Source organism: Bacillus sp. FSL L8-0199 (assembly GCF_038005705.1).
Classification (GTDB): domain Bacteria; phylum Bacillota; class Bacilli; order Bacillales; family Bacillaceae_G; genus Bacillus_A; species Bacillus_A cereus.
The window spans coordinates 3,057,089-3,083,760 of sequence record NZ_JBBOTS010000001.1; the positions used below are offsets into that span (position 1 = coordinate 3,057,089).

Here is a 26,672-nt window from a genome sequence, read left to right on the forward strand (position 1 = left end):
CTATTTACCTATTTTATTACATCGTAAAATAATTAATAATGCCATCCACAATACCTTGTTGCGATTTTGCTTGGAATTCTTCTGAATTCATTCTTTTTTCATCACTCGCATTAGATGTAAACCCTAATTCAATTAAGATAGCCGGAGAAGGATTTTCTCGTAAGACAAGAAAATCACTTCCATGAATACCTCTATCACGGCTGTCTATATTTTGATCAAAAATAGCTTCTTGTACGGTCTTAGCTAACTTTTTATCTTTCCTTTTATTAGATCCAAAATGAGTTGTTATTCCTTTTACATTTGTATCCTCAAAAGCATCATGATGAATGCTAATATAAAGATCCGCCGCATGGTCTTTCGCTACTTTGACACGTGCTTGTAATTCTTCCTTTTGCTTTGTTTCTGGAAGTAAGCTCGTATCTTTTTCACGTGTTAATATAACTTTTGCATCCGTTCTTTCTTCTAATTCTTTCTTTATATTTTGTGCTACTTTTAAATTAAGCTCTTTTTCAATCGTTCCTAATTTCTTTCCTTTCGTCCCTCTATCTCCTCCACCATGCCCTGGATCAATTACAATAGTTTTTCCTTTTAATCGTAAATCCTCTTTTGATATGTTTTTGTGCCCTTTAGCATGTATGAAACTAACGCCTGTACCCATTATTATTATAATAAGCAAAAGCAATATCGCTCTTTTTTTCATTTTAACAATCTCCTTATCAACTTTTCATTCTCTTTCTAATGAAAATAGTAATGAATGCTGATAAAGATAAAATGCAGATAATGTCGATTTTGTTTAAAAATGATAAAAACGTGTAGAAAAAATTCTACACGTTTTTATTTAAATAGAAATAAAATAATACTCCATCTTCTGTATTTGAAACACCATATTCCGCATCATGTAGCTCTAATATATTTTTTGAAATAGCAAGTCCCAATCCTGTTCCACCTTTTGAACGTTGACGAGACGTATCCCCTCGATAGAAACGATCCCATATTTTCTCTAAATGTTCTGGCGCGATATGAGCCCCTTTATTTTCTACACATACTTTTACACGTTCATTCTCTTCTATTGTAGAAATAATAATATTCTCCTGTTCTGGTGTGTAACGAATCGCATTTGTAATAAAGTTCGTTATAACTTGTTCTATGCGATGCTGGTTTGCAACAACTTCAATTTTAGAAAGTTGTTTATGAACATGTAATTGCTTAGCTGTTATATCCGAGGTTAATTGCTCACATATGTAATCGATCATTTCATCAATATGGAAAACATCCATTTCCATTTTATATGTACCAGATTCGAATTTCGCTAACTCCAGCATATCAATAATGAGCATATCCATTTTATCTACTTCTTTTGACATTGCTTTAAAGTAATACTCCTTTTTATTACTAGCAACACCATCCTCTAAAATTGAAATACAGCTCTTCATAATACTTAAAGGTGTTTTTAACTCATGTGAAACACCAGCGATAAATTCTTTACGTGTATTCTCTAATTGCTTTTCTTTTTCTATATCTTGCTGCAATTGATGAATATACGAATGCAAAGCTTTAGAAAGTGTATTAATATTTTGTGATAAATCACCTATTTCATCCTTTGTAGTAATAGGTATCGTCTCAGAGAAATCTAAACCCGCGATTTTTTTTGTAGTATCATTTATTTGTAATAATGGCTTGGCGATTTTTTTTGAGTAATAGAACGATATCAAAACGATTAAAATTAATACAAAGATAATTAAATATATATAATAATCCTTTATCATTTGCACAGCTTCATCAACTGGCTGCAATGATGTCATAGCAAATATGTAATTTGTCTTACCATTTGCATCTTTTGTTGGTTTGACTAATAATTTATATTTAATATCATTTTCTTCATAATCCATTATTTCTGTAGAAGTAATATTATTTGGTTTTTGATTTAATATTAAATCAGTCTGAAATTGTTTTATTCTATCTATAAGCACACGATTTCCATAAATAGAGTTAGTTCCTACAGTCCCCTCCGGTAACTGCACGTTCTTAATGCTTCCTGCTAGATATAACTGTGAACTTTCTTTTGAAGATGCGGCTTTTGGCCCATACAACCTTTCTGACAGTTGCTTGTTCTCTAGCCCAACATTCTTCTCTTTTATTGTTAACATCGCAGGGACTACTATATTCCCCTTCTGTACTCCGTCGATAATAATATGACTCCCTTGTTCTAAGCTATATTTCATCCTTTGTATATCTTCTAAATTGATAAAACTATACAACGGTATGTGAATGGAACGTTCAGAAAATATCTTATTTTCGTTTGGGTCTAATTGAATTTCTATAGAAAAATCATTTGCATATTTTATATTTCCTACACGATCTAACGTTGTAATCCATGTCGCATTCTCTTGATAGAAATTTTGTTCTAATTCTTGAATTACCTTCGCATCATCTCCAGCTTTTATATATGCTTTTTCAAAGAATTGAATATTTGTTTTAATATCATTCACTTTTCGATTTGCGTAGTATTGCTTAAAAAATATAGTTTGTCCCATAAAAATAATTACTAAAATAAGTGTGCATAATGCTGTTGTTAACATAAATAACTTTAATACAATTCCTTTTTTCATACTTGTCCCTCAAATTTATAACCAGCTCGTACAACAGTTACAATACAAGCTGCTTTTTGTCCTAATTTATGACGCAAATTACGAATATGACTATTAACAGTGCGATCATCCCCAGCGAATTCATAACCCCAAATTTTATTGATTAGTTGTTCTCTCGAAATTACAATTCCTTGATTTCGCATGAGATACGTTACTATTTCAAATTCTGTATGCGTCAAATTTATGTCTTCCCCATCTATAGTTACTGTACGAGAAGGAAAATGTACATGGATACCACTACTCGTTAATGTGTCTTCAGCTGGTACATTAGCAGCGGAAGAATATCGGCTTTCCATTAATCGTTTTGCTCTTGCTAATAAAATAGGAGGACTATATGGCTTTGTAACATAATCATCTGCTCCTAGTTCAAATCCAAGTAAAGTATCATCTTCATCCACCCGAGCCGTTAGCATAATAATAGGTACATTAGATTTCTTCCGAATTCGCCGACAAACCGTCCAACCATCTAATTCCGGTAACATAATATCTAAAATAATTAAATGCACCTCATACTCTTCAAATATAGATAACGCTTCTTTCCCATCAATCGCCTCTAAGACGTTATACCCTTCGTTTAATAAGTAATCTTTCATAATTTCACGTAAAATATCTTCATCTTCTACAATTAATATTGTTCTTTGCATCTTTTATCTTCTCCACGATTTATTTTATTGTAAGGAAGAAATAGTTCATTTTATATGTTAACCAATTAGAAATCTTTCACTATTTCCGTCACTACTACATTCAACATAATTATATCAAGATAATAGCATGACGGTATAAAGATAAAATGCAGAGATAGCCTTACTATTGAAATGCTATTATAATTTGTAATTGGAATCAATTTGAATCAAATAAAAAACCAAAAGAAATACTATGATATCGCGACTTAAACTAAATAATATAGCGTATATCAAAAATGAGTTTCCTGAATACTTTCGAAATGGAACAGTAAAAAAACAGTCTCAGTACATCAAAGTTGATTTAGAACACATTATGAATACCTTAAAACCTGGACAGGTGTGAATTTAGGGTAATATCATATTTTCCATTCAAATATGATAGAATAGAAGTATATCCAAAACGGAGGAATAACAAATGAACTCAAACACAAAACAGTTTATTTATGATATCCAGCAACGAAAGAACAATTATATAGAAAATGCTTTAATAGCAATACAACACCCTAAAAAAGAGCAATCTGAACAGGTCATTCAAAATATAGTAGAGAAGATGGATATGATGATTAGTCTAGTTACTACGTACATGAGGATTGAATCTGGATCTACGGAAGAATTAAAAGAACTTCAGAAAGAAATTATCCATGCTCAAGCATATATTCAAAAACGAAAATTTGAAGAAACACAGAGATAAAACCCTGTGTTTTTATTTGATTTATAACGCTAATCTGTTATAAATCAAATTACATGTAATTTGATTATTGTTTTGGCATAATCCATACAATTTGTTGAATGCGTACAATATATGGCACCGTATCTTCAATGAGCAAATGATCTGGTTTCACATCCTTTAATTTCCCTCTTATATTTCCTCTTACAGTTTCAATAACCACATGTTTACCAATTACTGATTGTAATGTCTGATATACATAGGGATTAGGCACACTTACCATATTTTGTTTACTAAAGTCATTTCCCTCCAAATAACTCATTCTATAAGACTCCTTTCTAACTTGCATTCTTTCTACTAATATATGATATAAATCTTATAAATATGCTAGAAGGATAATTCATTATATGGACGGAAATAACATTTTAATAGGGTACGGTTTCTATTTCTACATTGCTAAAAAATTATTTATATAAAGTTACTTTTACTAGTTAATAGGAGATGATAAAGGGATATTTTGAATATACATCTAGGTTGTTCCTTTCTGGTTATGTATCATTTTAAATACGCCCTTTATTAGAATAGTGCTCATACTTTTTTTGAGATTCTTTCGTAATACGTGCGTTAAGTAAAATTGCTAACAATAAAAATACTCCATATTTTCCCCCTGTAGCTCCTATGATAATCACACTACTACAAACAAGTACAATTAATAGGATAAACGAAACTAAATAAATACGATCATAATTCTTTGACATCTTCTCGTATTTTATGCGTTTTTTCCTTGCATCCATTTTAATTCCTCCTTTAGATGATCCATTTCACTCTCAGATAAATCTCGCCCTAAAAAAAGAAACAATCTATCGTTTTAAATAATTAGTTTGTTTTTTTATCAACTAATTTATATAACGTAAAAAGAAATCCTACCAATATTAAGCTTTCCACCATGATAATTTCCATCCTCTCCTTCCTTTTAACCCCAACACATCAGATAAAAGTTATTTATATCCCATATTGGCTGCAACAAACAAAAAGGATCCCCCTTCTCTTAAAGGCCGATCCTTTTCTCCTTGTATGCAACTATTTTTACCTATTCTTGATTAATTAGAATAATAGCTGGTCCATCTACACGAATTCCACCAACTTCGATTTTTTCATAAGACTCAACTGTAATAGAGATGATCCCTTCTCGCTTCTTTAATTCATTACTTAATTCTTTTGTTAACATTTTTTTCATGTGTGTACTCCTTCTTACTGCTTAATTTACTATTGGTATGTAAATAAAATTTAAATTGGTTTCCTGGTCTGGAAACCAATTTTTTGTAGTTGACCATATGGTGTTACCAGTTCGTTTATCAATTTTACGTAAAGAAGATAAACAATTACTATTCACCGTCTCAGTAGATATAAGGCACTCTTACAGATAGTGGTGAGATTGATTGTTTTTTCTTCTAGAAATAATGACTTAGATAGTATATTACCTAAAACAATGAAAGCCCTACCTCTCTTTCATCCTTACGGCTCCTTGTCCGTGCCAGTGTGAATCAGGATTGTAAAAATCAAGTGACTATTTAATCGAGTTATTTGATGAAACTTCAAACATTCGTAAAAGAAATTTAAAAATAAAAATGGATTAGATTGAAGTAATAACAAAAGAGGTATCTACTCTAAAAGTGAGTTGAAGAAATTGAATATCTTTGAAATACTTTCCTTTTAATAATCAACATATACCCAGAAAATTCAGGATATTTCCGAGGGATGTTATACAGTATTTATAATAAATCTTAACAGAAACTTTTTATTTGTTTTTCAGTGATTCCTTTAATTAATTCTAGCTCACTGACCAAAAATTTATATGCATCATCCAACAATTTTTTTTCGCTTGTATTCAGTGCTTTTTCTTTCTTCATACGCATTAAATCACGTACAACTTCAGCACCTTCTTGTATTTCACCCGTTTTTATTTTGTCCGTGTTCACTTTATGCCTTTGTTTCCACGGCAGTAATTTACATGATTCTTCATGCTGAAAAATGTGTATAATGTGTTTTAATGCAAGTATATCAGTAACTGGCCGTATATTCGAATTCAATATTTTACCCGTAGGAATCATGACTTGCATCTTACTGATTGACATTTTTATTACATAATACTGTTGTTTTTCCCCTGAGAATTCTTTTTCTTCTATGGCTTCAATTATACCTGCTCCGTGCATTGGATAAACAATGTTATCGCCAATTTGAAACATATAACCCACCTCCATATGTGGTAACCTTCTCAAGCTTAACACATACGTTATTTTTTATCAAATATTTAATAATATCATGAGTTTATTTTTGGTGTCAATTACTTTTTCTTCAGAAGTTAAATTAAGGAAAACAGCCTCAAAATAATAGAGAGCGTTCTAGATTTCAAATAAAAGAAAAGGGAATTCCCACGCGTATATTCTGAAATCTCTACTCATTAACGTAGATCAGTTTTTCCTTGAAAACGGCCAAATCGATCCCGTATTTTTTTCAATCTTATATGATACTCCAAAATCTCAATTCTTGCTTTTTCTGCTAGAGGGGCAATTGGTCGTAAGTCTTTTAACCCCCAATACTCAACCACTACATCAAGTACTTGATCAAAATATTGTAGTGGCCCATAGTTTGCTTCTTTTGCAATCACAGCCATTCTATTTTCAAAATCAGGCATGACGGCACCTGGCATTTTAAAATTCCTAATCACATTGGCAATATAGTAGCAATAATTTGGTTCCAATTCTAAATGTGTTCGAATAACGTCTCGATAAAACGCATAATGAAGTGTTTCATCTTTTGCAAGACGGCGTAATAATGTAGCAAGATCTGGATCATGCTTACTTGCCACCTTAGCTACATTATTGTAAAACACCATTGTTGCAAGTTCTTGTAGCGTCGTATATGTCATGGCTTCGATTGGTGTATGAAAATCAGGCTCAAATCCACACTCAACGACTGATTTTCTTAATTCATGTATACGTTTAGGGTTTACACTTCGAGTGAGTAGTAAATATGTCTCTAATAAATTCGAATGTTGATCCTCTTCTGAGGTCCAAGTATGAATAAAGTCTGTAATAACAGAAAGGGAACCTTTAAAAGTCGCAGATAAATACGTTGTAAACCATGGTAAATTCACTTCTGTTAATAAAGCTGTTTCAATGGCCGTAATTACACCAGAAGGGAGAGTAACTTGACTTTCATCCCAAGGAACTCTTTTAAAGTCCATTCCCTTATCCCATGGTAAAAACTCATGATAACCCCAGTCTATCTTCTGCGCTCTTATTTTATGTTGTTCATACAGTTCTTTTAAACGTGGTTCTAATCGGAAATCTAAATCATTTGTTAGCATATAAGTGCCCCCTTTTCTTATCATGAATATTCAGCTTATTTTTATCCTTAAAAATTTTCTACAAATAAATATTACTTTCCTTTTTTTAAATCAAACATAACAAACTTGTAACAAAACTCTTTAAGAGCGCTATATTTTCATAAAATTTTTTTATCAAAAGAGGGAACGTTATAGCTATTTTCTTTTTTATAAAATAGATAATGAGGCATACAATATGTCAGTTAGTCAAAATAAAAAACTAACCTCAGTAAATACAGAATAACATTCATGGATAAAGATACTCGTCATGTTGTAAATTTTGGTGAGTGTAAAAAAGTGCATGCCTATAAAGAATCGTTTTATAATAAAGATTGATAGTGTTTTATGTACACTATCAATTTATTTAGACGTAAGATTATAATCCAATATATTAGATTAAGCGCTTGAAAAAAATACAGTTGATGAGATAGCCTTAAACGACAATTCCCAACAAGCTTAATGTACATTGGCTATGATGAGTTAGACCAAATTTTGTGAAACAGTATACAACAAAAAGGGAAGAGGCGATAAACATGCAGTCAACAGAAGCGCATATGAAGGAAAAACAACGTAGAGAAAAAATAGAAATTATATTTAGTCACAGGGTAAAAGGAGAGAATTTTTTTCACGGTTCTTCCTATCAATGGAAAAACATTGTATATCAAAATTATAATAGGATACAACAAAAAGAGTTGGAAATTGAACAACTCATTTCAAAAATGGAAAAAGAAGGGATCCGTTTTACGCAGCACCGTTCACTCATACACTATCCCGTCATTGATTTCGTAAAATATATAGCTAAGATTTATAAGGAGCCCCTCGAAATAAAATAATCCTATTTATAAAAGGTTTATTTCCAGGGATTTTTTTAACTTAAAACCAGAGGTACCGCCACATCGCCAGCAACCTAAGAAAAGCAAATACCCTAAACATTTTTTGTTTAGGGTATTTGTATATACTTCCAAATATTAAATCAATAAGCATGGATGATGTCCCCAGATATGAGTATCTAAAGTATTTGAATAAGAAACTTTAATCCGTTCGTTATAGTTATTTACATCATGATATAATTATATTTATCTTATTAAAAATGAGTCTATCTTAAGAACTGAAAATAGCTACTAAAAAATATGGTTGCTAATTTTATTTCGATCTTCCTTGCACCCAATTAGCAATATCATTTATAACATACTCAGGAATATTAGCAGGACTATAATATTCATCCGGTTTACTTAATTCCCCATCTCCTTCTGTAAAGAAGTGATTTAATTTTGGATATAGTCGATAATCAATGTTATCTCGCTCTTTTAATTGTTCTTTCCAAAGAGGAATTTCGATTTTGGATTGAACTTGATAGTCTCTTTCTCCTTGCATAATCAATAACGGTGTCTGTTGTTTTTTTGACATTTCTGCTGCTTTAATTTTGCGAATAGAATCCCAAAATACTGGTGATCCTAAATAAAAATCTTTTGGAGGATTCTGACTAGAGAAATTAGGGTTGTTTAATAATTCAAATTGCGATTTGTAAAATTGATATTCTTCTAGGTTTATTGCTCCAATAGACAAACGATACTTCAATTGGTCTAAAGCAGCATCTTGAATTGTACGGGCCGCTCCTCCCATCACAATTGCCCCCGCAATATTTTGATTTTGATCTTTTTCAATTATCCTTGGAATCACCATCCCACCTTGACTATGACCAAGAATATAAATTTGTTTTTTATCTATCATAGGTTCATTTTGAAGAAAATGAGTCACAAGAAGAGCATCATCTGTTGTCTCTTTATCAACTGTATAAAAAGGACTAAGTTCTGTTTTCAATCCATGTTCATAGGTTCGTTTATTATAGCGAAGGACAGCAATTCCTTTCGAGGCAAGACCTTCAGCTAAATCACGAAATGGTTTTAAAGCATACGCAGTTGAATCCTGATCGGCTGCTCCACCTCCGTGAACAAGAATAACCGCTGGGAAAGGACCCTTCCCTTTTGGAACAGACAATGTTCCTGGTAATGGAAATGCACCACTTCCAACTACTACTTCTTTATCAACAAATGATTCAGGCTTACTATACGATGGCCGATTTACAACAGGACTAAACGGCATACTGAGTTGAAAATCATCTATTTTACCAGATGGATCCAGTTTCATTAGTAAAGGTACAGTAATTTGTTCAAAAACTAATTGAATCTCTACATTTGTATGGACGGAATTTATCTCTTTTTGTGAAACCTTCCCGATTTCTATAAAAGAACCCGCTTGTAATTGCGTAGGGATTTCTTTCCAATAGTTCTTCAGCCATTTTTCGGATATTACTTTCTGTAATGACCGAGAAGTTAAATCAAATGCAGATTTATAATCTTCATTATGCATATAACGGATAAATGAAAGAGCATTAGGTATAAATGGATTTTTATCGTCAATATTGTCTATTTTTCTTATATTTGTGTTTGTTTCCTTTAATGTCGATTTAAATTGGTGGCTGAACGGATTTTTATATGTATTGGGATATAGATTTGATTTCAATACATCCTTATTCTGCCCCTCAAACATGCTTGGAGTACCCTCGAAATTTTTAGGTGAAATTCCTTCCTCCGCATAGGAAACTGAAGGAATTGTTGTTGCACAAAGTGCACTAACAAGTAATAACTTCTTCCCTATTTTTTTCTTCGTGCTCATATTTATTAATTCTCCTTTTAAGATTAATAATTTCTAATTAATCGAAAATAAGTGCCCCAACAAATACAAGTATGCTCATTATAGTGACGAATGGAATACTGGTGTATTTTTGAGAAACCCAATATGTTTATAAAAAAATGATGGATTGGATAATAAATAGTATAGAAAGGTCCTACCATTCTCATAGGATAGTAGGGCTTTTGTATACATAGAGACACCCAAAGGTGTCTCTATGCTATTTAAACCATCATATTGTACTAATTATTGAATTGCATTAACACCTTACTATTTATGAACAAATTTAATGGTTTTTGGATTTACCTTTGCGTTTATAACCTTGACCTTTACGGAATAACTACCTTCTTCTAAATATTTTATAGGAACTGAGAATTTTTGAAGATTCGAGTGATGAAGAATATTGGCACTTGCTACATGTGATAAATCACCTCGTAAATTATAAAACTCAAATACTACATAGCTTCTTTTTCCTTCGTTAGATGAGCTTAAATCAGCACTCCCAATAATAGTGTTGTAATATGGGGAATATTTTATTGGATTTCCATTACTAAGCCAAAACTCACTTTCATTAACGGATAATTTTTCAGTGTTAATTTGGGCAGAAACTGTATTCTGATCAGGACTATAAAATGCACCAAAGACTAGAAAACCTATACTCATTACAGGAATAAGAATTCTTTTTTTCATTTTAACTACTCCTTTAATTATATTTTTAACAAACAAATAATACAAATTAATTACTTAAATGTAAATATATAGAATATAATTGGAATATTAATCTATAAAATTTTATTTTTCTTTCCCCAAGCCTTTTTGGTTAGAGCGCTAGAGCGTCGTTCGGAAACACAATCCCTCATATTAAACATTTTAAATTTACGAACAAAAAGAAATACCCATTAATATTAAGCTAAGAATTTAAGAGTAATATCATTCGTGGAATTTCTCTTTGTAAAGGAAATGCTTAAAATACAAATAAAACATCGTTTCCATGTCGTATTGTTTTATTGAAGTCTATCCTGAATTGTATCTAGTTCAATGTGATAGTAAATTCTGAGTTCGGTGCGCCAGCAAATACAACCGTTCCCTTCTCCGGTAGTTTCACTATGTTATTGCCGCTCACAACGGTAAAATTGATGCATACTTCATTCTCATCATACACCGAGAATGAACTCCCTGATGGCAAATCCACCGTCATTGTTTTCCCTGCTGCCTCTTGCGGGATCGTAAACCATTTCGCATGCCCATTTGCTTGCAGTGTAACCTTTGATAATTGACCTGCATCAAGTGATTTCACGTTGGATTCACTGACGTATAAAAAACTGGCCATCTTCATGTATTCATTACCGTCCTCTTTATAGAAATGTGCTTCCTTCGTATCACGCCCATTCATCACGGGAATCTGAATTTGATGCGTCGCCGTATTGGGACCTGTAATTTTTTTGCCGTCCCAATATCCATCTTTGAGCGTAATTTGTGTGTTAAGAGGTATTAGTTGTCCTAGATAGTTCATAGAATTAAATTTTTCGTTAACGAGGTAGAATTTGCCGCCCTCGCGCTTCGCCCATGCAGCAGCTGTTTTCTTCGGTAACACATTGTTTTCTAATTTCTGAGCTAAATAGTGAGTCAGCACATTTTGCCCCAATCCCGGTGATAATTCATATGTGCTCTCTCTTAAATAAACTTTTCCATTCTTCTCAGTGACGAAGTTAAGCTTGGAAGTACCCTTTTCATTTATAAAGCTTCCATCCGCCGTATATACATATTTTTCTTCTGGTTTAGTTGGTAAAAACAGTTCTCCCTTCTTCGTAATTTCTATTTTGAAATGGCTGTAGCTATTTCCATAAAATCCTGCTTTTTTTACCACGTCTTGAGGCACTTTAGCCTTGATTGGCTTGCCGAAAGATTTATCTGGTTTTATATCCTTAATTGTCCCTTTCTCTTTAAGCCTGGCTAGCAGTAATTTGTTTGCCAACAGTTGATTAGTCATGCTGGAGCCGCCGGAGGACAATACAGCTGCTGCCAGCTTCTGTTCTGGAAGCACGACCAATGACGCATGTTGCAGGACCGTGTCGCCACCCTTAGACAAAGCTTTTATCCCATATCTATCAAATGGGTATAGTTTCACACTATCCCAGCCAAGGCCATAGTTGAACACATTATCTCCATCCTCTGGCCACATTCCTTTGTTATATTCCTCTTGTTCCATCTCCTTGATTGCTTTATTAGAAAGGATTTCTTTTCCCTGTCCCATAAATAATTGCGAGAATCGCACCACATCTTCTGCAGTAGAAGAGATTCCTCCCGTACCAATCACATTCACCATTTCAATGGGAAGCTGTCCTTGGTACTTCGGAGAATAAAGTCCAGCCCGCTTTTCGTCCCTCCATTTGTCCTGAGGTGTTTGCGTATACTCTAGTTTTAATGGCTTTGTAAACTTTTGATGTAGAAATTCAGTCAAACTCATCCTACTTACTTTTTCTACCAAAATCTCAGCCAGTGTAAAGCCGTCGTTACAATATACCGAGAATGCGCCAGGGTCCGCCTTCAAGCTTTGACTGGATAGTTGCCGCAACAACATATCATGGGCATAAGTATCATTATCTTTAAATAAAAATGCATTATTGAACGTCATACCTTGCAAACCCGAAGAGTGATTCAATAGCATACGTGGTGTAATGCGCTTGTATCGATTATCTTTCATTTTGAACTCAGGAATATAGCGGGCAACAGGAGCATCCAAATCAACTTTTCCTTCGTCTACTAGTTTCATAACAGCCGCAGCTGTATATACTTTACTAGTTGAACCAATCCCGTATAGAGTATCTTTGGTTAATGGCTGTTTTCCTTCTATATCGTTCTTTCCTGTCTGACCCGACAAAATCAGTTTACCATTATCAATTACCGCATACTGCACGCTAGTCGTCTCATAGGACTTCGTAAGCAGTGCAGCGTTCTCTGCAGCAATCTTTTCTAATTCTTTACTAGCAACTTCTTGGCTAGCTACAATCGGATCCTTACTGCTAGAAAACGCTATCGCTCCTGTTGGTAGGGTCATCGTTAGAGCCAAGGTAGCGGCTAACATCCCAAATTGTTTATTTTCCATAAGAGAACTACCTCCTTAGATAAATGATTGATTTCATTCCTTATTTGTTCAACTACAAACATCTCATAAATTACCATTTTATCTTTCTATCTACTTGCTAAATTCAGCAAGTAAAATACTTTTAAAAAGACCAGGACTCTCAGTTCTACCCATACTGTTCAAATTGACGGCCAACATATGCCTACCTCCATGTGTCCCTCCAACAAAAGTATCAAACCCTGGAATGCCACCTGTATGTCCCCATATCGGGACACCGTTAGGAAGTTTAATTTCAAAAATTCCTAGACCATATCCATTGATTCCTCCCCTTCCTGCGGGAACTGTAGTAAACATTTGATTTAGTTGCTTTTCTTTCAGTAATTTGCCACCAAGCAAATAAGAAAAAAATTTATTTAAGTCGTCTGCAGTAGAAATCATATCACCAGCTGAGCTAGCTATACTTGGATTAAAATAAGTAACGTTTTTTAGCTCGCTTCCCTCTTCTTGTTGGACATAGCCACGGGCGTGCTTGTTGCCTGGAATGATACTTGAATTTCCAGGTAAGAATGTATTTGACAATTCAAGTGGTTCAATAATTCGATTTTCAATCTCTTCTGCATAGTTATTTCCAGTTACTTTTTCAATAAGCATACCCAGTAATACGTATCCTGTATTTGAATAGGACCAGCCCTTTCCTGGAGCAAAATCTGGAGGTGCTGAGATTCCAATCTTCACTAGCTCCTCAGCGGTATACAATCTTTTGGTATTCGTAAAATCAGCTTCTTTTGATCTTGAGTACTCAGCGATACCACTTGTATGGTTCAACATTTGACGGATAGTAATCTGTTTAACATCATATCCATTTCCTTGTATAACATCCGGTAACCATTTTTCAATTGAATCATCTAGGTTTAATCGATTTTCTCCGGCCAATTGAAGGATAACTGTTGCCGTGAACGTCTTCGTCACGCTTCCAATGCGAAAACGAAAATCCGTTTTCATTGGTTTCTTAGTTCTTAAATCCGCTACACCAGCGGCATACCCCCACGTTTTTCTACCCTGAGAAGTTTTAGCGAGTATTCCTGGGTATCCAAGTTGCAATGTATCTTGCATTGCTTGTTTGACAAAGGTACGATTTCGTTGAGTACTTGTTTGTAATGAACCAACTATATTTTGAGTGGGCTCTGCTTTTACAATTGAAGTTGGTGTTGTGTATAATAGAGAGCTTCCAGCTATTAAAAGGGCCAGACTTGCACATGTAATTTGACTACGTATTTTCAAAAGGCATTCCTCTCCTCTATTCGTATTGTAAGTGTAGTTGCTTGCTTGTTCGTATTAACTACTTAGCTCTATTATCTCCACCAATGTTAAAAGGGTAACATCAAATTCGTAATCATCTTCATAATGATTATTTTTACAAGCATCACTCTGTCTTAACAAACGGTAATCCTACTCTTTTCACATGTATTTTAAACCTAGAAATTACTTCTTTTCCTTAGAACACTCTTGTTACTATTTTTTCATTTTGATTTAAGTTGAAGTCTTCTTTAAAATTCAATAGACTGAAGATTCCGACTCATGCACCCACACAAGGACAAACTGTTCCAAAATATCCTTTTTATATTTGTATATTTAATAAATCCTCACTCCTTTCTTGAATGTTCAGTACTATTCATTAAACAGTACTGAACATTATTTGATACATATTATGTAATAACTTACCATATGCTACTGTTCATTGCAAGGTACCGAAAAATTTATTTAAAAACATCCCACCAATATTAAACTAAGATTTTGCACTATTTATAAAGCAAAAAAGACATTATCTTTTCTGTTGAATTAAATGTGAATATTTTAGATCTCTATATTTAGATTGCAAATAGATAAAGGACATTAAATTTTGTTCAATGTCTATAAATTCAGCCAAAAATCGTTTAGTTACAAATAAAATAAGAATCCAAAAGCTATATATGATGAAATGATTAACATAATGTCTCTATAAAAGACAAAAGGTAACAGCCTAACTTTATTTGATATGGGGTAAAAATTATAAAACAGACTCATCAAAACTCAAAGCAGTCAACAACTAAAATAAAGCCTATGTTTCCATCACTCGCAGAAAATATGAATTTTATTGAAAATAGGCTATCTCATTCGGACGATATAAAAAAACTCGACGTTCCTTTTCCGATCAAAAAAGAACGATAATATATTGATTTAAAATCATGATTTGTAATAAAATGGATTACACCAGTACTTTCCCTACTCCCCTACTACTAATAGCTATTTAAAACAAACCAGCTAATTTAACACTTAAATATTTAGGAAGAAGGCTCAGAATGAAATTAAATAATGAAAAAGATGGCATTGTGTTTGCAGTACTTTCTTATATTATGTGGGGTATTACTCCAATTTACTGGAAGCTTATTCAACACGTATCTTCAGGAGAAATTCTAGCACAACGAGTTTTTTGGTCCTTTATTTTTATGCTTGTACTTTTATTTTTCATGAAGAAATGGTCTACATATGTTGAATTCATGAAAGAAATTGTTAAAAATCCAAAATTAGTTTGGTCACTTTTTATTGCTTCAGTACTGATTAGTTCAAACTGGGGCATCTTTATGTGGGCAGTGCTCAATGGGAAAATATTAGAAGCAAGTCTTGGTCAATACATTAATCCTTTAACAAGTATGTTAATCGGTGTAATTGCATTAAAAGAAAAGTTAAGTGGTTCTCAAATTCTTGCGTTTATATTAGCAGGCATTGGTGTATTAACACTAACGTTCCATTATGGTGTGATTCCTTGGATTTCTCTTAGTTTGGCGCTTACCTTTGGATTCTATGGTTTAGCCAAAAAAATGATTAAAACAGATTCAGTCATTGGATTAACACTTGAAACGATGGTAATTTCGCCTATTGCGTTAGTATATTTGGCTTATTTGATGTTTCAATCTCAAATACAATTTTTCAATTCTGTTTCAACCAGTTTATTATTAATAGGGAGTGGCGTAGTAACAGCTCTACCACTTTTATTATTTACAAAGAGTGCTAAAAAAGTTTCATTATCTATGCTTGGTATTCTCCAATATATTTCACCAACTCTGTCACTAATAGCCGGTGTTTTTCTTTATAACGAAACGTTAACAAAAGCTCATTTTATAGCTTTTACCTTTATTTGGTTAGCTCTTATAATTTATACTTTTTCTTCTATAACAACGTCAAGTAAAGAGAGCAAAAAATAAATGAGTTTAACTTATAAATAATGAACTATCTGTAACGAAAATTATGTAAATAAGCTGTCCATATGGGCAGCTTATTGTATTTTTTGCTTAGCGTTTTTTTGATGCATGTTGAATTGATGGTATTTTTGTACCAAGTACAAGTATGAATGCAACAAGTGCTAATCCTGTACATAGAAGAAATAGATAATAGAATGAAAATGATTTTATTACCCAAAGATCTAATACTGGTCCTAAAGCCATGCCATCACTTCTCCACGAAGAGTTCGTGGAATACATCAATTACAGCCTTTTCTATCGAACTTGTAGCAACTGTCCAGCTGATTCCATGGAGAATACGTAAAATCACTAAACATATAACCCCTGTTACCCAAGTATAAAAATACATTGTCTTTACAAATAATACTCAAACATTTTTGCAACCTTTTCTTTTATTTTTTCTTTTATAGATAATTGATTGACGTCAGAGGATGTTACTTGCTTTGAATTTTGTAAGTCTGCATTAATCACCGGTTTTATTTTCGAAATATAGATAGGGTCATGAATATAACAGTTCATTTCTTCATTTAAATGAAATGAGCGTGAATCAAAATTCACGGTCCCAACCATCAATACTTTTTCATCAATCAAAAATACTTTACCGTGTAACACCCCTTTTTTATAACCATATACTTCCATACCCTGTTTTAATGCTTTTCGGATATATGGATATGCTGCTTCTTTAACTAATAGTGCATCCGAATGAGGTGAGAATAGAATTTTGACACGGACTCCCCTCTTTCTTGCATCTACTAATGCGTTCCAAATAGTTTTGTCTTTTGGTATAAAATAAGGTGTTAATATAATAATGGATTCCTTTGCTTGTTCAAACAGCATTTTATAATCTTGCCCAAGTTTTTTTCCACTATAATATGCAGTAAATCGTTGCGAGGTTGCTCCCTTTTCCTTTACCGCATTGTGTATCGGAATCGGTTTCTCTGCGTTTCTCTTCCAGTCTAATACAAATTGTTGTTCTAAATCTTGAACTCCTTCTCCTCGTATTTGAAGATGATAATCTCTCCAATAACCAAGTTTTTCTTTTTCCCCCAAATACTTCTTTCCGATGTTGAATCCACCAATGTAACCAACCTTTCCATCAATAACTGAAATACGACGATGATTCCGATGATCCAAAGAAGAAAAAAGATAAGGGAAAGCAGGTTTATTGTAATATGTAAAATGAACTCCTTTTTTAACTAATAATTCTCTTTCCTTTTTCTTTAGTAAAATTCCACCTAACCTGTCCAAAGCATAGTATACTTCTACACCTTCTTGACTTTTTTTCCGCAATAACTCTAGAAACTGATGGCTTACTTTATCATCAGCAATAGAAAAAAAGCTAATATGCACGTAATGCTTTGCTTTCTCTATATCTGAGAATAGTTGATTGTTTAACTGTTTCCCATCTGTATACAAAGTAATATCACTTTGACGCATAGGATATTGACTAGAATTTTGGCTAAATACCTCATTTTTTTCGGCTATCGTTCTGTCAATTTCACCCCAAACAAACAGAACTAAACATCCACCGATAAATAAAAAGAGGAATACTCGGAAAATTCTTCCTATCTTTTTCAGCATATTTAATCTCCTTTATATATTATCGTTTTATTTCTGTTAGTTTTTGTTATTGGGACAAAACTATTCCATGCATTCCTTCTTTGAATGATTAACTATAAAATTTCTCATTCGCATAACCCTAACATTGTAAATGTACTTCAAAATAGGCACTCTATATTTTGAAGTACATTTACAAGGAGGAATACTACATGACAGTAAGTACTAAACTTAAACAAATATAAAAATCATTCCTCTAACCATCCTGACCTTTATCTCAACTAAACTATTAAATAGTGTAGATTTATAAAAGAGTTTAATCATTATTAAAGAAATACAAAAATAAAAACCCCAATCTCTCTATATTAAAATTGAGAAACTGGGGTTAAGTTATTTAACCATATTTTTTATTTAAAACAAATAACTAATTAATAATCCTGCTGATAATAAGAAGCCAAAAATCGTATTTGTCATCGCTGTTGATTTCATTGCGATGCGCATATAACCAGGATCCTTTGCCCCTTTTTGGAAACTTTGAATCGCAGAAATTGGCTTTCTCAAACCTAGGAACATAACTAATGCCCAAGGGCTTATATAACCCATTAATACAATTACGGCAATCCATAAATACGCAATGAAAAAGGCTACCGCTAGTGTTACCACAGCTTTCTCTCTCCCAAGGAGGATTACTAATGTCTTTCTTCCACCTTTAATATCTTCTTCGATATCTCTGATGTTATTCGACATATTGATTGCACCGACTAAAATTCCAATTGGAATGGAAATCAATACACTTTCAATCGTTATCGTATTCGTTTGAATAAAGAAAGCAATGAGTACAAAACATGTCCCCATTAACAATCCGGAAACTAATTCTCCAAACGGGGTGTACGCAATTGGTAATGGACCGCCTGTATATAAATAGCCAACTGCCATCCCAATTAAACCAATGACAACTAACCACCAGCTGCTATTCATACAAATATAAATGCCAATAAAAGCTGCTACGACATATAATAAAAGCGCAACTGTTAACACATTTTTTGGCTTCAATCCATGACGGACAATTCCGCCACCGATGCCAACGGATTCAGCGGTATCTAATCCACGTTTAAAATCATAGTACTCATTAAATAAGTTCGTTGCTATTTGCAATGCTAAACATGCAACCATCATCGCAATAAATAACAGCCAATCAATTTTGGCAACATAAAGTGATGCCACTGTCCCTAAAATTACAGGAGAAAACGTCGCCGTTAATGTATGCGGGCGCGTCATCTTCCATATTAATTTAGCGGAACTAATTTCTTTTTCTGTCTCCATAACTCTGTTCAAGCTCCCTACACTTTAAGTATAAATTACTAGCAGTATCTTTCTATCTATTTCCTGCCACGCATTCATTCATTATATCAATAAATGATTATCCTTTCTAACAAATCAACTTTTAATAAAGTAAAAATTATAAAATGAAACTTTAATCAGTAGGAGTTTTGGCATCCCGACTGATTATTAGTACATATGAATTGGGCTTTTATGGGCAGCGCCCCCTCCCATTTAAAATAGGATAAAAAAGAAAGCAAATTACTTCCAAACAACACCTCGCCTCTCATATTCCATTCTGTATTCAACAGCAGCCGCAATTTTAGGGCTTGCGAATCTTTCCGTGATCCCAAGTCCCAAATCAACTCCTGAAGTGACTCCTCTTGCAGTGATAACATCCCCTTGATCCGCAATTCTGTAATGAAGAAGCTCTGCCTCGTATTCACTCATTTCATCCTGTGCCAAATAGTGCATCGTTGCCTTTCGACCGTTCAATATACCAGAGGCAGCTAATAGCATACCTCCTGTACACACACCAGCAACGATTGTTCCTGCATTGTGCATCTCGCTAATCATTTTAGTCAAAGTTCCAAGCTCTGCTTGCTTTCGTGCCCCATGCTCTGCTTTATGATTCCAGCCACCACCAGGTACAATTAACAAAATGGTTTCTTATTTGAGTCCCAGACTAGGAGAATACATGTTATGTACAAGTTAATAATGAAGATAGTCTTTCTCCCCTCACTCTATAAACTTCCAAATGTTCTTCTAATTCCCTCTCATCACTTATTACACCTAGCGTTTTCTTCACAAAATTCCAATTCAAACTACCGGATAACCATAACAAGGAAGAAAATCTCTTATAATCATTTGGTGTTAAAATATTATGGGCCTTATACCCTACTAAAAATGAACTAGCAACCTTCGAACACACCTCATGAGACTGTACTCCTTCTGTTCGAGAATACCATTTTATTAAAAAGGCTAGTCCTTCAATGCGGTCAACATAACTAATAGATTCAAAATCCACAATTCCTTTTACCTTTTGACTTGAGTCCCATAAAACATTCAAAGGATTTAAATCTGTTTGTACGATAAATTCTAGTTCACTCGTATATGCGCACTCTATATGATATTTAGCAAGATCTATATACTCCCGCAATTCCTTACATGCGCTTGCCCTACTTTCTAACATATTAATAAACTCAACATACCCATCCAAATGAGATATTTTTTGAAAAATCGAGCTTTGAAATTCGCAAGAAATATCATGAATCTTTCTTGCTTCCTTTCCGAAGGCTTCTACAATATTTTCTGTGCAATGCATAATATGTTCTCCCTCAATCCAATTAGACAATACAAATCGGTATTGTTCATCATTCCAAGCGACAAGTGTAAATGGCTCTCCTGCCCTATTCTTGTTTATCTGCATAAAAGGAATTTCATGTTCGCGTAAATAATAGGTAAACCGTACTTGCTCTATCAGTTGTTCGTTTGATAACGCCCCAAAGGCTGGATTGATTGTTCGCTTGCTATTTATAAATCTTGCGGAATATCGCTTTCCATTTACCATTATTTTATAATGCAGATCCGTATTCCAACTATCCTTATGCAATTCTTCTTCCACTGCTAGTGAATGAATTTCTTTAAAATAATTTATTAATATGTCTTTTATTATGTGTTTCATTCTATTCTCCTTTCATGCAAAAATTACAGTAGCCTTCTATCTATGTAGATGAAAGAAGGCTACTAAATCTTTTTAAAAATTTAGATATTTCATAGTGAATGTATTATTGATTAAATAATACATTTGTTTAATACAAGTACTCCGTAAGAAAAATTAACCGTCATAATGTAATTAACAAAGTGAGGATTTTCATTTAAATTTTATAAAACTCAAATGTATTCTTTTCTAAACATATTGTTTCATCAGAAGTTTTGATAATGATATCAAAACGCTGACTATACGAATGCATAAATACTTCATATTGAATCCGTCGTTCTTCATGAGACTGCCTTAAATAACTTATATCCGCTCCCCTTTCAGCTATATCCCGGCTTGATCTTCTCATTAGTTCCGTTTCGCCATCTGTATAAAAATAAATTTTCAAATCAAATAAATCAGGGTTAATAAATGCGGCACTCATTCCCTCCACAATCGTTACTTTATTTTTCGAAGAAATCAACTTACTTTTCATATAATGCGTATCTATCGTATAAAAATCTAGCCCAGCTCTAACCATCTGAATATCTCTTTCTAAAGCTGCCAAATGGTGTGCCGCTGGATGACAAGCTGTCATTTTATAACGATGATTTTCATTTTGATATGTATAGTGAATCACTGCATGCTTACGGATATCCGAACTGACAATGTAAGGATCTGTATTAATATAATTTACTTCATTTTGATTTAGTAGATTTACGAGTCTATTAGCAAACGTTGTTTTTCCAGCTGCACCATGTCCTGAAATACCAATAACAATTTTTTCATCGCTCATCCTTAACCAATTTATAATTTCTTGTAACAACTTATCCATCATTCTCCCCCTTGCGCTAATATACTACCCTTTATTTCAATATCTAAAAATCCCCTTATTAAATTATACATAAAACAAGGAAGATATTGTAATTATTCATCATACCATCTCTAATTCTAAGCAACTATATTATCTTTTAAATGAATTTATTATTTGTGAACACCTACATGATTAAATAGATTTCTAATTTTATCAATTCAATAGAATACCCTCTATTTTCCGGTAATTTATGCGAACCAATACAGTCATGACTATGTACAATAAAAAAAGAGCCAATCCTCTATAAGATAGAAGATTGGCTCTTTCCTTTATTTACTCCCCTGTTTCAGAAAATCTCTTTATACGTTCTCCAATTTCATCGCGAACACGTTGAAATTCAGACCACTCTTTTCCTGCTGGATCATCAAATCCCCAATGAACACGATTTACGTGCGGAGGTGTCGAAGGACAAACAGAATCTGCATGACTACACAGCGTAACGACTAAATCAGCGTTGTTTAAAATATTTGAATCGATTATATCTGATGTTTGATTCGTTATATCAATATTTACTTCATTCATCGCTTTAATAGCATTTGGATTTACTCCATGTGCTTCAATTCCTGCAGAATATACATTCCATTTATCCCCTAAATATTGTTTACCCCATGCTTCTGCCATTTGGCTTCGGCATGAATTTCCTGTGCATAAGAAATAGATTGTCTTTTTGTTTTCCATGTTGTTTTCCGCCTTTGTTTTTTAATTATGCTGGTTGATCATTAAAATATTTACGCTTAAACCAAAAAGCGACGTTTACAAGTGCAATCATTACAGGTACTTCCACTAACGGCCCAATAACAGCTGCAAATGCTGCACCCGAATGAATACCAAACACACCAACTGCTACAGCAATTGCTAACTCAAAATTATTACTACCTGCTGTAAATGCTAACGTTGTTGTCACCGGATAGTTTGCACCAATTTTTCTTCCCATAAAGAAAGAAACAAAAAACATCACAATAAAATAAATGAGTAATGGAATTGCTATTCTTACTACATCTAATGGTACGCTAACAATCATTTCCCCTTTTAAAGAGAACATAATGATGATTGTAAATAATAATGCAAGTAATGTAAGTGGACTAATCTTCGGTATAAACACCTTTTCATACCATTCTCTTCCTTTTAACTTAACGAGTACAAAACGTGTTAACATGCCTGCTATAAAAGGAATTCCCAAATAGATAAATACAGATTTCGCTACTTCTCCCATTGTAATATCGACAATAGCCCCTTCAATCCCTAACCATTCTGGAATGACTGTTACAAACACGTATGCATAAACGGAGAAGAATAACATTTGAAATACTGAGTTAAAAGCCACTAAACCTGCTGCATACTCTTTATCCCCATCTGCAAGATCGTTCCAAACAATTACCATGGCAATACAGCGTGCCAAACCAATCATAATGAGCCCGACCATGTATTCTGGCTTATCAGGAAGAAAAATAATCGCTAAAACAAACATAAGTACAGGTCCAATAATCCAGTTTTGTACTAAAGATAAAACCAATACTTTTACATCTTTAAATACGCGGCCCATTTCCTCGTAACGAACTTTCGCTAACGGTGGATACATCATTATAATTAAACCAACAGCAAGCGGGATAGACGTTGTTCCAACTTGTAATGTATTCAGTCCATCTACTACACTAGGAAATACAAACCCTAAACCAATCCCAACAGCCATAGCTAGAAAAATCCATAGTGTTAAATATCGATCTAGAAAAGATAAACGTTTCATTTTATTTTCCATCTCCTATTAACAACAAGAATTTTTTTCTACTACGTTAGAAGTCGTGCAACAAGATGCCTCTTCTATTTTATGAACATCACTCTGTGCTTTCGTATAAAAGAATTCCCACTCGTTCCCATCGGGATCCGTTACCCAAAACTTATCTTGTACTGCATAGCAACAAGTCGTATCCATCTCATCACGCGCGAAGAAACCTTCTTTTTCTAATCGTTCTTTATGCAATGTAATTTCTTCAGCTGTATCCACTTGGAAACCAAAATGATTTACTTGATTTCCATTCACCTCATCTCGCACGTTCAGCGTGAAATTAAGTCCTGGCGTCTCTAATAAAAATTTTGCATAATCTGTTTTCACTTTAACTGGTGATACACCAAATACCTTTTCGTAAAATTCAATAGACTTCTCTAAATTCGTAACGTTTATACCGACGTGAATATATCTCATACCTTATTCCTCCTCTTTATATATTATTAATCAATTTTTTTTGATTAATTACTCAAAATTTTAACAGCAGCTACCTTTACCTGTTTTTCTAAAGATACAGCATAATTCTTCTGATAATAAATTATTTACTTCCGCATCATTTAAATCATAATAACTCCACGTACCTTTTGTTTCTTTTACAATTAAACCTGCGTCTAATAAAATCTTTAAATGATAGGACAACTTAGATTGCGTCATTTCAAAAATCTCTGTTAAATCACATACACAAGTCTGGCCTCGCTGGCAAAGTTCATACATAATCTCTAAACGCTTCTGATCAGCCAACGCTTTAAACTTTTTCTCATATAACTTAAAATCTTGTGCCACTGTAGTTTCCTCTCCCTTCATCAATTTTTTTTGATATTTATAGTATATACGCAGATGGGTTCTATATGCAACTAATTAATCAAGTTTTTTTGATTTATCAAAAAAACTTCCTCGCATCCTATCTTTGTTACAGTAAAAAAGACCATAGCTTTTTCAACAATGAAAAACTACGGTTCTTTTTACAACTTAATAGTTATAATATTTCCCAGCGATGGAGTCTCTATAACTGTTTTAAATTTTAATTTGACCATTATAGAGTAGTGCCCCATCAAGCTAAGAAAAACAAATACCCCAAAATGAGAAAAATCGATATAACTCTTGTTTTTGGTGCATATTCATAAAAATAGTTTAAATCCTTAAGTTGATGGTTGTGGGGCGGGCCCCAATAAGAACGGTATCTAAGTGTTAGTTCCATTCAAAAGGCCTCAGCCGACGATTAACTCAAGTACCGATTTCGGATGACCCCCATGTGATGAAGTTCGTGTCCTGCGATGCCGTACGCGAGGGCGCGCGCCGTAATGCTTAGGTTGTTGGCTGTACCCTTACGATTCCACGCCTCAGCCGGTAGCCCGCGCAGCAATGTGATCGTTGATTGCCGGACGGCCTGGTAGTCTTCGGCCAGTTGCGCGATTGTCCAGCTTCCAAAAGGAGGCATGAACAATTCCTGATCGAAACCGGTCAGCGGAGTCTGGTCCCCTCTTGCGAACCGGAGCAGGCGGTAGGTCATGACGCGTTCCGCGTCTGTAATGTGGCCCACAACTTCTTTCAGTGTCCATTTTCCTTCCGCATACCGATATGCGGCCTGGCTTTCGGTCAACGATGCCAGGAGCTCGGTCATTTGCTTTTCCTGAGCGAGCAAAATGTCGATGATGTTACCGTCTGGCACCAAACGGATATATTCGCCGGAGCTCCCAGCGTATTCTTCTTCTGACGGTCTTTGATTCATGCGTAGTCACCTCTTTATGTAGATATAGAAAATTATAGCACTCGTCTATGTCTAATAAATTCGCGAAATGATAGAACTTCCCTTCTAATAATTGAGGCTAAGCAACTATTTAGTCGGTCGCCACACTATCCTGATTCGTTAGCACAATAAGCAATTCTAATCAATAATGCATAAAAATTAGAAGTTATACAATATTTCAAAGTTATTAATATATATTAGATTATTCCGAAACACACATAAATATATTTTGTCGAAACTATTAAAAAGGGAGAATTTCTCTAGCTGAAGAATTAATAATTGTGTTACCAATATGTAAAAATCTCAATTTAAAACTAAAGGAGAACAAAATGGGACAAATAATTGTATCGATGTACCTCTCACTAGATGGTGTCATGGAGGAACCAGCTTGGACTGCTCCATATTTCAATGAAGAAGTAGCAAAGTTTCAATCCGATTTACTGTTTGAAAGTGAAGCTCTTCTACTAGGGCGAGTAACCTATCAAGGTTTTGCAGCTGCTTGGCCTTCTATGACTGATGAAGAGGGTTTTGCTGATAAGATGAACAGCATGCCTAAATTTGTTACTTCAACAACTTTGGAAAAAACCGAATGGAATGCAAATCTTATCAAGGGTAATATTGTAGAAGAAATATCGAAACTGAAGGAACAGCCTGGTCAGAACCTTTTAATCTATGGCAGCAGTGATCTTACACAAACATTAATGCAACATGACCTCATTGATGAATATCACTTTATAGTCAATCCCGTTATCGTAGGGAGCGGAAAGCGTCTCTTTAAAGACCAGAACAATACAAAAGCATTAAAACTTATAGAAACAAGAACGACCAGTTCAGGTGTCGTTATTCTTTCCTATCAGCCGGAGAAAAAAGAATAATTATTGATAAATTATCTTATGGAAAACTCTATTTATTCCATAGGAGTTGCTATTATTTTATTAATTATCTGTGCAATGTTTAGGGGCATTATACGTATAATTCGTCATACTAACAATCGTAAAAAGCAAGATTCAGTCGCACAAAATTAGATAAGGTTATTCAACTGTTAGAAGAACAAAACAAAGATTGACTCTTTCGGATCAGGAAAAGTTCAAATAACTTCCAATAACGAGAATAATGTAAATAAGCTGTCCATGTGGGCAGCTTATTGTTTTTTTGCTTAGCGTGCAAAATTCGCGTCTTGTTCGCGAGACCCCACACAGTACGATTTTATTTCAAAGACACAACAATCTTACTACACACTTTTTATTTATCC

25 protein-coding genes and 3 pseudogenes are annotated in these 26,672 nt (G+C 33.8%); 5 read left to right on the forward strand and 23 right to left on the reverse strand.

Translation table 11 applies throughout. The features are described 5' to 3' along the window. Positions 1 to 16: 16 nt before the first annotated feature. The 3 genes from NST86_RS15840 to NST86_RS15850 form a co-directional block, all read right to left on the reverse strand. The gene (locus NST86_RS15840; protein WP_000745357.1) at positions 17 to 700 is read right to left on the reverse strand and encodes an N-acetylmuramoyl-L-alanine amidase family protein; all 684 of its coding nucleotides are present in this window, start codon (positions 698 to 700) and stop codon (positions 17 to 19) included. Between the two features lie 124 nt (positions 701 to 824). Further along, positions 825 to 2,609 carry a sensor histidine kinase gene (locus NST86_RS15845; protein ID WP_061663742.1) on the reverse strand — a complete coding sequence of 595 codons (1,785 nt, stop codon included), beginning with the start codon at positions 2,607 to 2,609 and terminating at the stop codon, positions 825 to 827. Further along, entirely contained in the window at positions 2,606 to 3,292 is a 687-nt protein-coding gene (locus NST86_RS15850) for a response regulator transcription factor (protein WP_061663744.1), read from the reverse strand. Before NST86_RS15850 ends, NST86_RS15845 begins: the two co-directional genes overlap by 4 nt. A 454-nt stretch (positions 3,293 to 3,746) precedes the next feature. On the opposite strand from NST86_RS15850, the gene NST86_RS15860 reads away from it, so the two are divergent. Continuing rightward, positions 3,747 to 4,022 (forward strand): hypothetical protein, encoded by a 276-nt coding sequence (locus tag NST86_RS15860; RefSeq protein WP_001087712.1) that lies wholly within the window; start codon positions 3,747 to 3,749, stop codon positions 4,020 to 4,022. A 64-nt stretch (positions 4,023 to 4,086) separates the two neighbouring features. Here the strand turns inward: NST86_RS15860 and NST86_RS15865 are convergent, their stop codons facing one another. From NST86_RS15865 to NST86_RS15885, 5 genes are all read right to left on the reverse strand, one after another. After that, on the reverse strand, positions 4,087 to 4,320 hold the full coding sequence (locus NST86_RS15865) for a YuzF family protein (RefSeq protein WP_000120818.1): 234 nt from the start codon (positions 4,318 to 4,320) through the stop codon (positions 4,087 to 4,089). A gap of 238 nt (positions 4,321 to 4,558) precedes the next feature. Then, positions 4,559 to 4,792: a hypothetical protein gene (locus tag NST86_RS15870; RefSeq protein ID WP_000340044.1), complete on the reverse strand. Its 234-nt coding sequence runs from the start codon at positions 4,790 to 4,792 to the stop codon at positions 4,559 to 4,561. Positions 4,793 to 5,088: 296 nt separating this feature from the next. Then, positions 5,089 to 5,235: a BC1881 family protein gene (locus NST86_RS15875; RefSeq protein ID WP_000738548.1), complete on the reverse strand. Its 147-nt coding sequence runs from the start codon at positions 5,233 to 5,235 to the stop codon at positions 5,089 to 5,091. Between the two features lie 547 nt (positions 5,236 to 5,782). Then, entirely contained in the window at positions 5,783 to 6,244 is a 462-nt protein-coding gene (locus tag NST86_RS15880; protein ID WP_000486292.1) for a CarD family transcriptional regulator, read from the reverse strand. Positions 6,245 to 6,459: 215 nt separating this feature from the next. Then, a complete protein-coding gene (locus NST86_RS15885) occupies positions 6,460 to 7,368 on the reverse strand; it encodes an acyl-ACP desaturase (RefSeq protein WP_000957102.1) in 909 nt (302 codons plus the stop codon). A 551-nt stretch (positions 7,369 to 7,919) separates the two neighbouring features. Between NST86_RS15885 and NST86_RS15890 the strand changes: the two genes are divergently transcribed. Continuing rightward, positions 7,920 to 8,219, forward strand: a complete 300-nt coding sequence (locus tag NST86_RS15890) for a hypothetical protein (protein WP_001191994.1) — start codon at positions 7,920 to 7,922, stop codon at positions 8,217 to 8,219. A 310-nt stretch (positions 8,220 to 8,529) separates the two neighbouring features. On the opposite strand, the gene NST86_RS15895 is transcribed toward NST86_RS15890, so the two are convergent. The 4 genes from NST86_RS15895 to NST86_RS15910 all read right to left on the reverse strand — a co-directional run bounded on the left by NST86_RS15895 (position 8,530) and on the right by NST86_RS15910 (position 14,443). Beyond that, positions 8,530 to 10,062, reverse strand: coding sequence for an alpha/beta hydrolase (locus NST86_RS15895; protein WP_000104852.1), 1,533 nt, complete (start codon positions 10,060 to 10,062; stop codon positions 8,530 to 8,532). Between the two features lie 285 nt (positions 10,063 to 10,347). Further along, on the reverse strand, positions 10,348 to 10,767 hold the full coding sequence (locus NST86_RS15900) for a hypothetical protein (RefSeq protein WP_016118224.1): 420 nt from the start codon (positions 10,765 to 10,767) through the stop codon (positions 10,348 to 10,350). Positions 10,768 to 11,107: 340 nt separating this feature from the next. Continuing rightward, positions 11,108 to 13,183 (reverse strand): serine hydrolase domain-containing protein, encoded by a 2,076-nt coding sequence (locus NST86_RS15905; RefSeq protein WP_016118225.1) that lies wholly within the window; start codon positions 13,181 to 13,183, stop codon positions 11,108 to 11,110. 90 nt (positions 13,184 to 13,273) lie between these two features. After that, positions 13,274 to 14,443, reverse strand: a complete 1,170-nt coding sequence (locus tag NST86_RS15910; protein ID WP_340934077.1) for a serine hydrolase domain-containing protein — start codon at positions 14,441 to 14,443, stop codon at positions 13,274 to 13,276. Between the two features lie 1,058 nt (positions 14,444 to 15,501). On the opposite strand from NST86_RS15910, the gene rarD reads away from it, so the two are divergent. Further along, positions 15,502 to 16,404 carry an EamA family transporter RarD gene (gene rarD / locus NST86_RS15915; protein WP_000773902.1) on the forward strand — a complete coding sequence of 301 codons (903 nt, stop codon included), beginning with the start codon at positions 15,502 to 15,504 and terminating at the stop codon, positions 16,402 to 16,404. 93 nt (positions 16,405 to 16,497) lie between these two features. Here the strand turns inward: rarD and NST86_RS15920 are convergent. From NST86_RS15920 to NST86_RS15970, 11 genes and pseudogenes are all read right to left on the reverse strand, one after another. Next, positions 16,498 to 16,807: pseudogene (locus NST86_RS15920) on the reverse strand (MFS transporter); the annotation flags it as partial. Further along, positions 16,795 to 18,021, reverse strand: a complete 1,227-nt coding sequence (locus NST86_RS15925; RefSeq protein WP_086423273.1) for a phospholipase D-like domain-containing protein — start codon at positions 18,019 to 18,021, stop codon at positions 16,795 to 16,797. The gene NST86_RS15925 and the pseudogene NST86_RS15920, both read right to left, overlap by 13 nt. A 387-nt stretch (positions 18,022 to 18,408) precedes the next feature. Beyond that, a complete protein-coding gene (gene menA, locus NST86_RS15930; protein WP_016118229.1) occupies positions 18,409 to 19,320 on the reverse strand; it encodes a 1,4-dihydroxy-2-naphthoate polyprenyltransferase in 912 nt (303 codons plus the stop codon). A 258-nt stretch (positions 19,321 to 19,578) separates the two neighbouring features. Beyond that, positions 19,579 to 19,977 (reverse strand): annotated as a pseudogene (locus NST86_RS15935) (DJ-1/PfpI family protein); the annotation flags it as partial. A gap of 40 nt (positions 19,978 to 20,017) precedes the next feature. Beyond that, complete coding sequence (locus tag NST86_RS15940; RefSeq protein WP_000680468.1) at positions 20,018 to 21,001, reverse strand: phosphotransferase; 984 nt, start codon at positions 20,999 to 21,001, stop codon at positions 20,018 to 20,020. 193 nt (positions 21,002 to 21,194) lie between these two features. Continuing rightward, on the reverse strand, positions 21,195 to 21,851 hold the full coding sequence (locus NST86_RS15945; protein ID WP_000359535.1) for a uridine kinase family protein: 657 nt from the start codon (positions 21,849 to 21,851) through the stop codon (positions 21,195 to 21,197). A 312-nt stretch (positions 21,852 to 22,163) separates the two neighbouring features. Beyond that, positions 22,164 to 22,568, reverse strand: a complete 405-nt coding sequence (gene arsC, locus NST86_RS15950; protein ID WP_000428357.1) for an arsenate reductase (thioredoxin) — start codon at positions 22,566 to 22,568, stop codon at positions 22,164 to 22,166. Between the two features lie 25 nt (positions 22,569 to 22,593). Next, on the reverse strand, positions 22,594 to 23,634 hold the full coding sequence (gene arsB, locus NST86_RS15955) for an ACR3 family arsenite efflux transporter (protein ID WP_016118232.1): 1,041 nt from the start codon (positions 23,632 to 23,634) through the stop codon (positions 22,594 to 22,596). Positions 23,635 to 23,652: 18 nt separating this feature from the next. Further along, positions 23,653 to 24,090 (reverse strand): ArsI/CadI family heavy metal resistance metalloenzyme, encoded by a 438-nt coding sequence (locus NST86_RS15960; protein WP_001269068.1) that lies wholly within the window; start codon positions 24,088 to 24,090, stop codon positions 23,653 to 23,655. Positions 24,091 to 24,150: 60 nt separating this feature from the next. Then, positions 24,151 to 24,477: an arsenical resistance operon transcriptional regulator ArsR gene (gene arsR, locus NST86_RS15965; protein WP_002000155.1), complete on the reverse strand. Its 327-nt coding sequence runs from the start codon at positions 24,475 to 24,477 to the stop codon at positions 24,151 to 24,153. Positions 24,478 to 24,892: 415 nt separating this feature from the next. Continuing rightward, on the reverse strand, positions 24,893 to 25,402 hold the full coding sequence (locus tag NST86_RS15970; protein WP_001076316.1) for a DinB family protein: 510 nt from the start codon (positions 25,400 to 25,402) through the stop codon (positions 24,893 to 24,895). Between the two features lie 347 nt (positions 25,403 to 25,749). Between NST86_RS15970 and NST86_RS15975 the strand changes: the two genes are divergently transcribed. Further along, a complete protein-coding gene (locus NST86_RS15975; protein ID WP_086423271.1) occupies positions 25,750 to 26,295 on the forward strand; it encodes a dihydrofolate reductase family protein in 546 nt (181 codons plus the stop codon). An 18-nt stretch (positions 26,296 to 26,313) separates the two neighbouring features. Beyond that, positions 26,314 to 26,486, forward strand: a pseudogene (locus NST86_RS15980) (DUF4083 family protein). Positions 26,487 to 26,672: the final 186 nt, after the last annotated feature.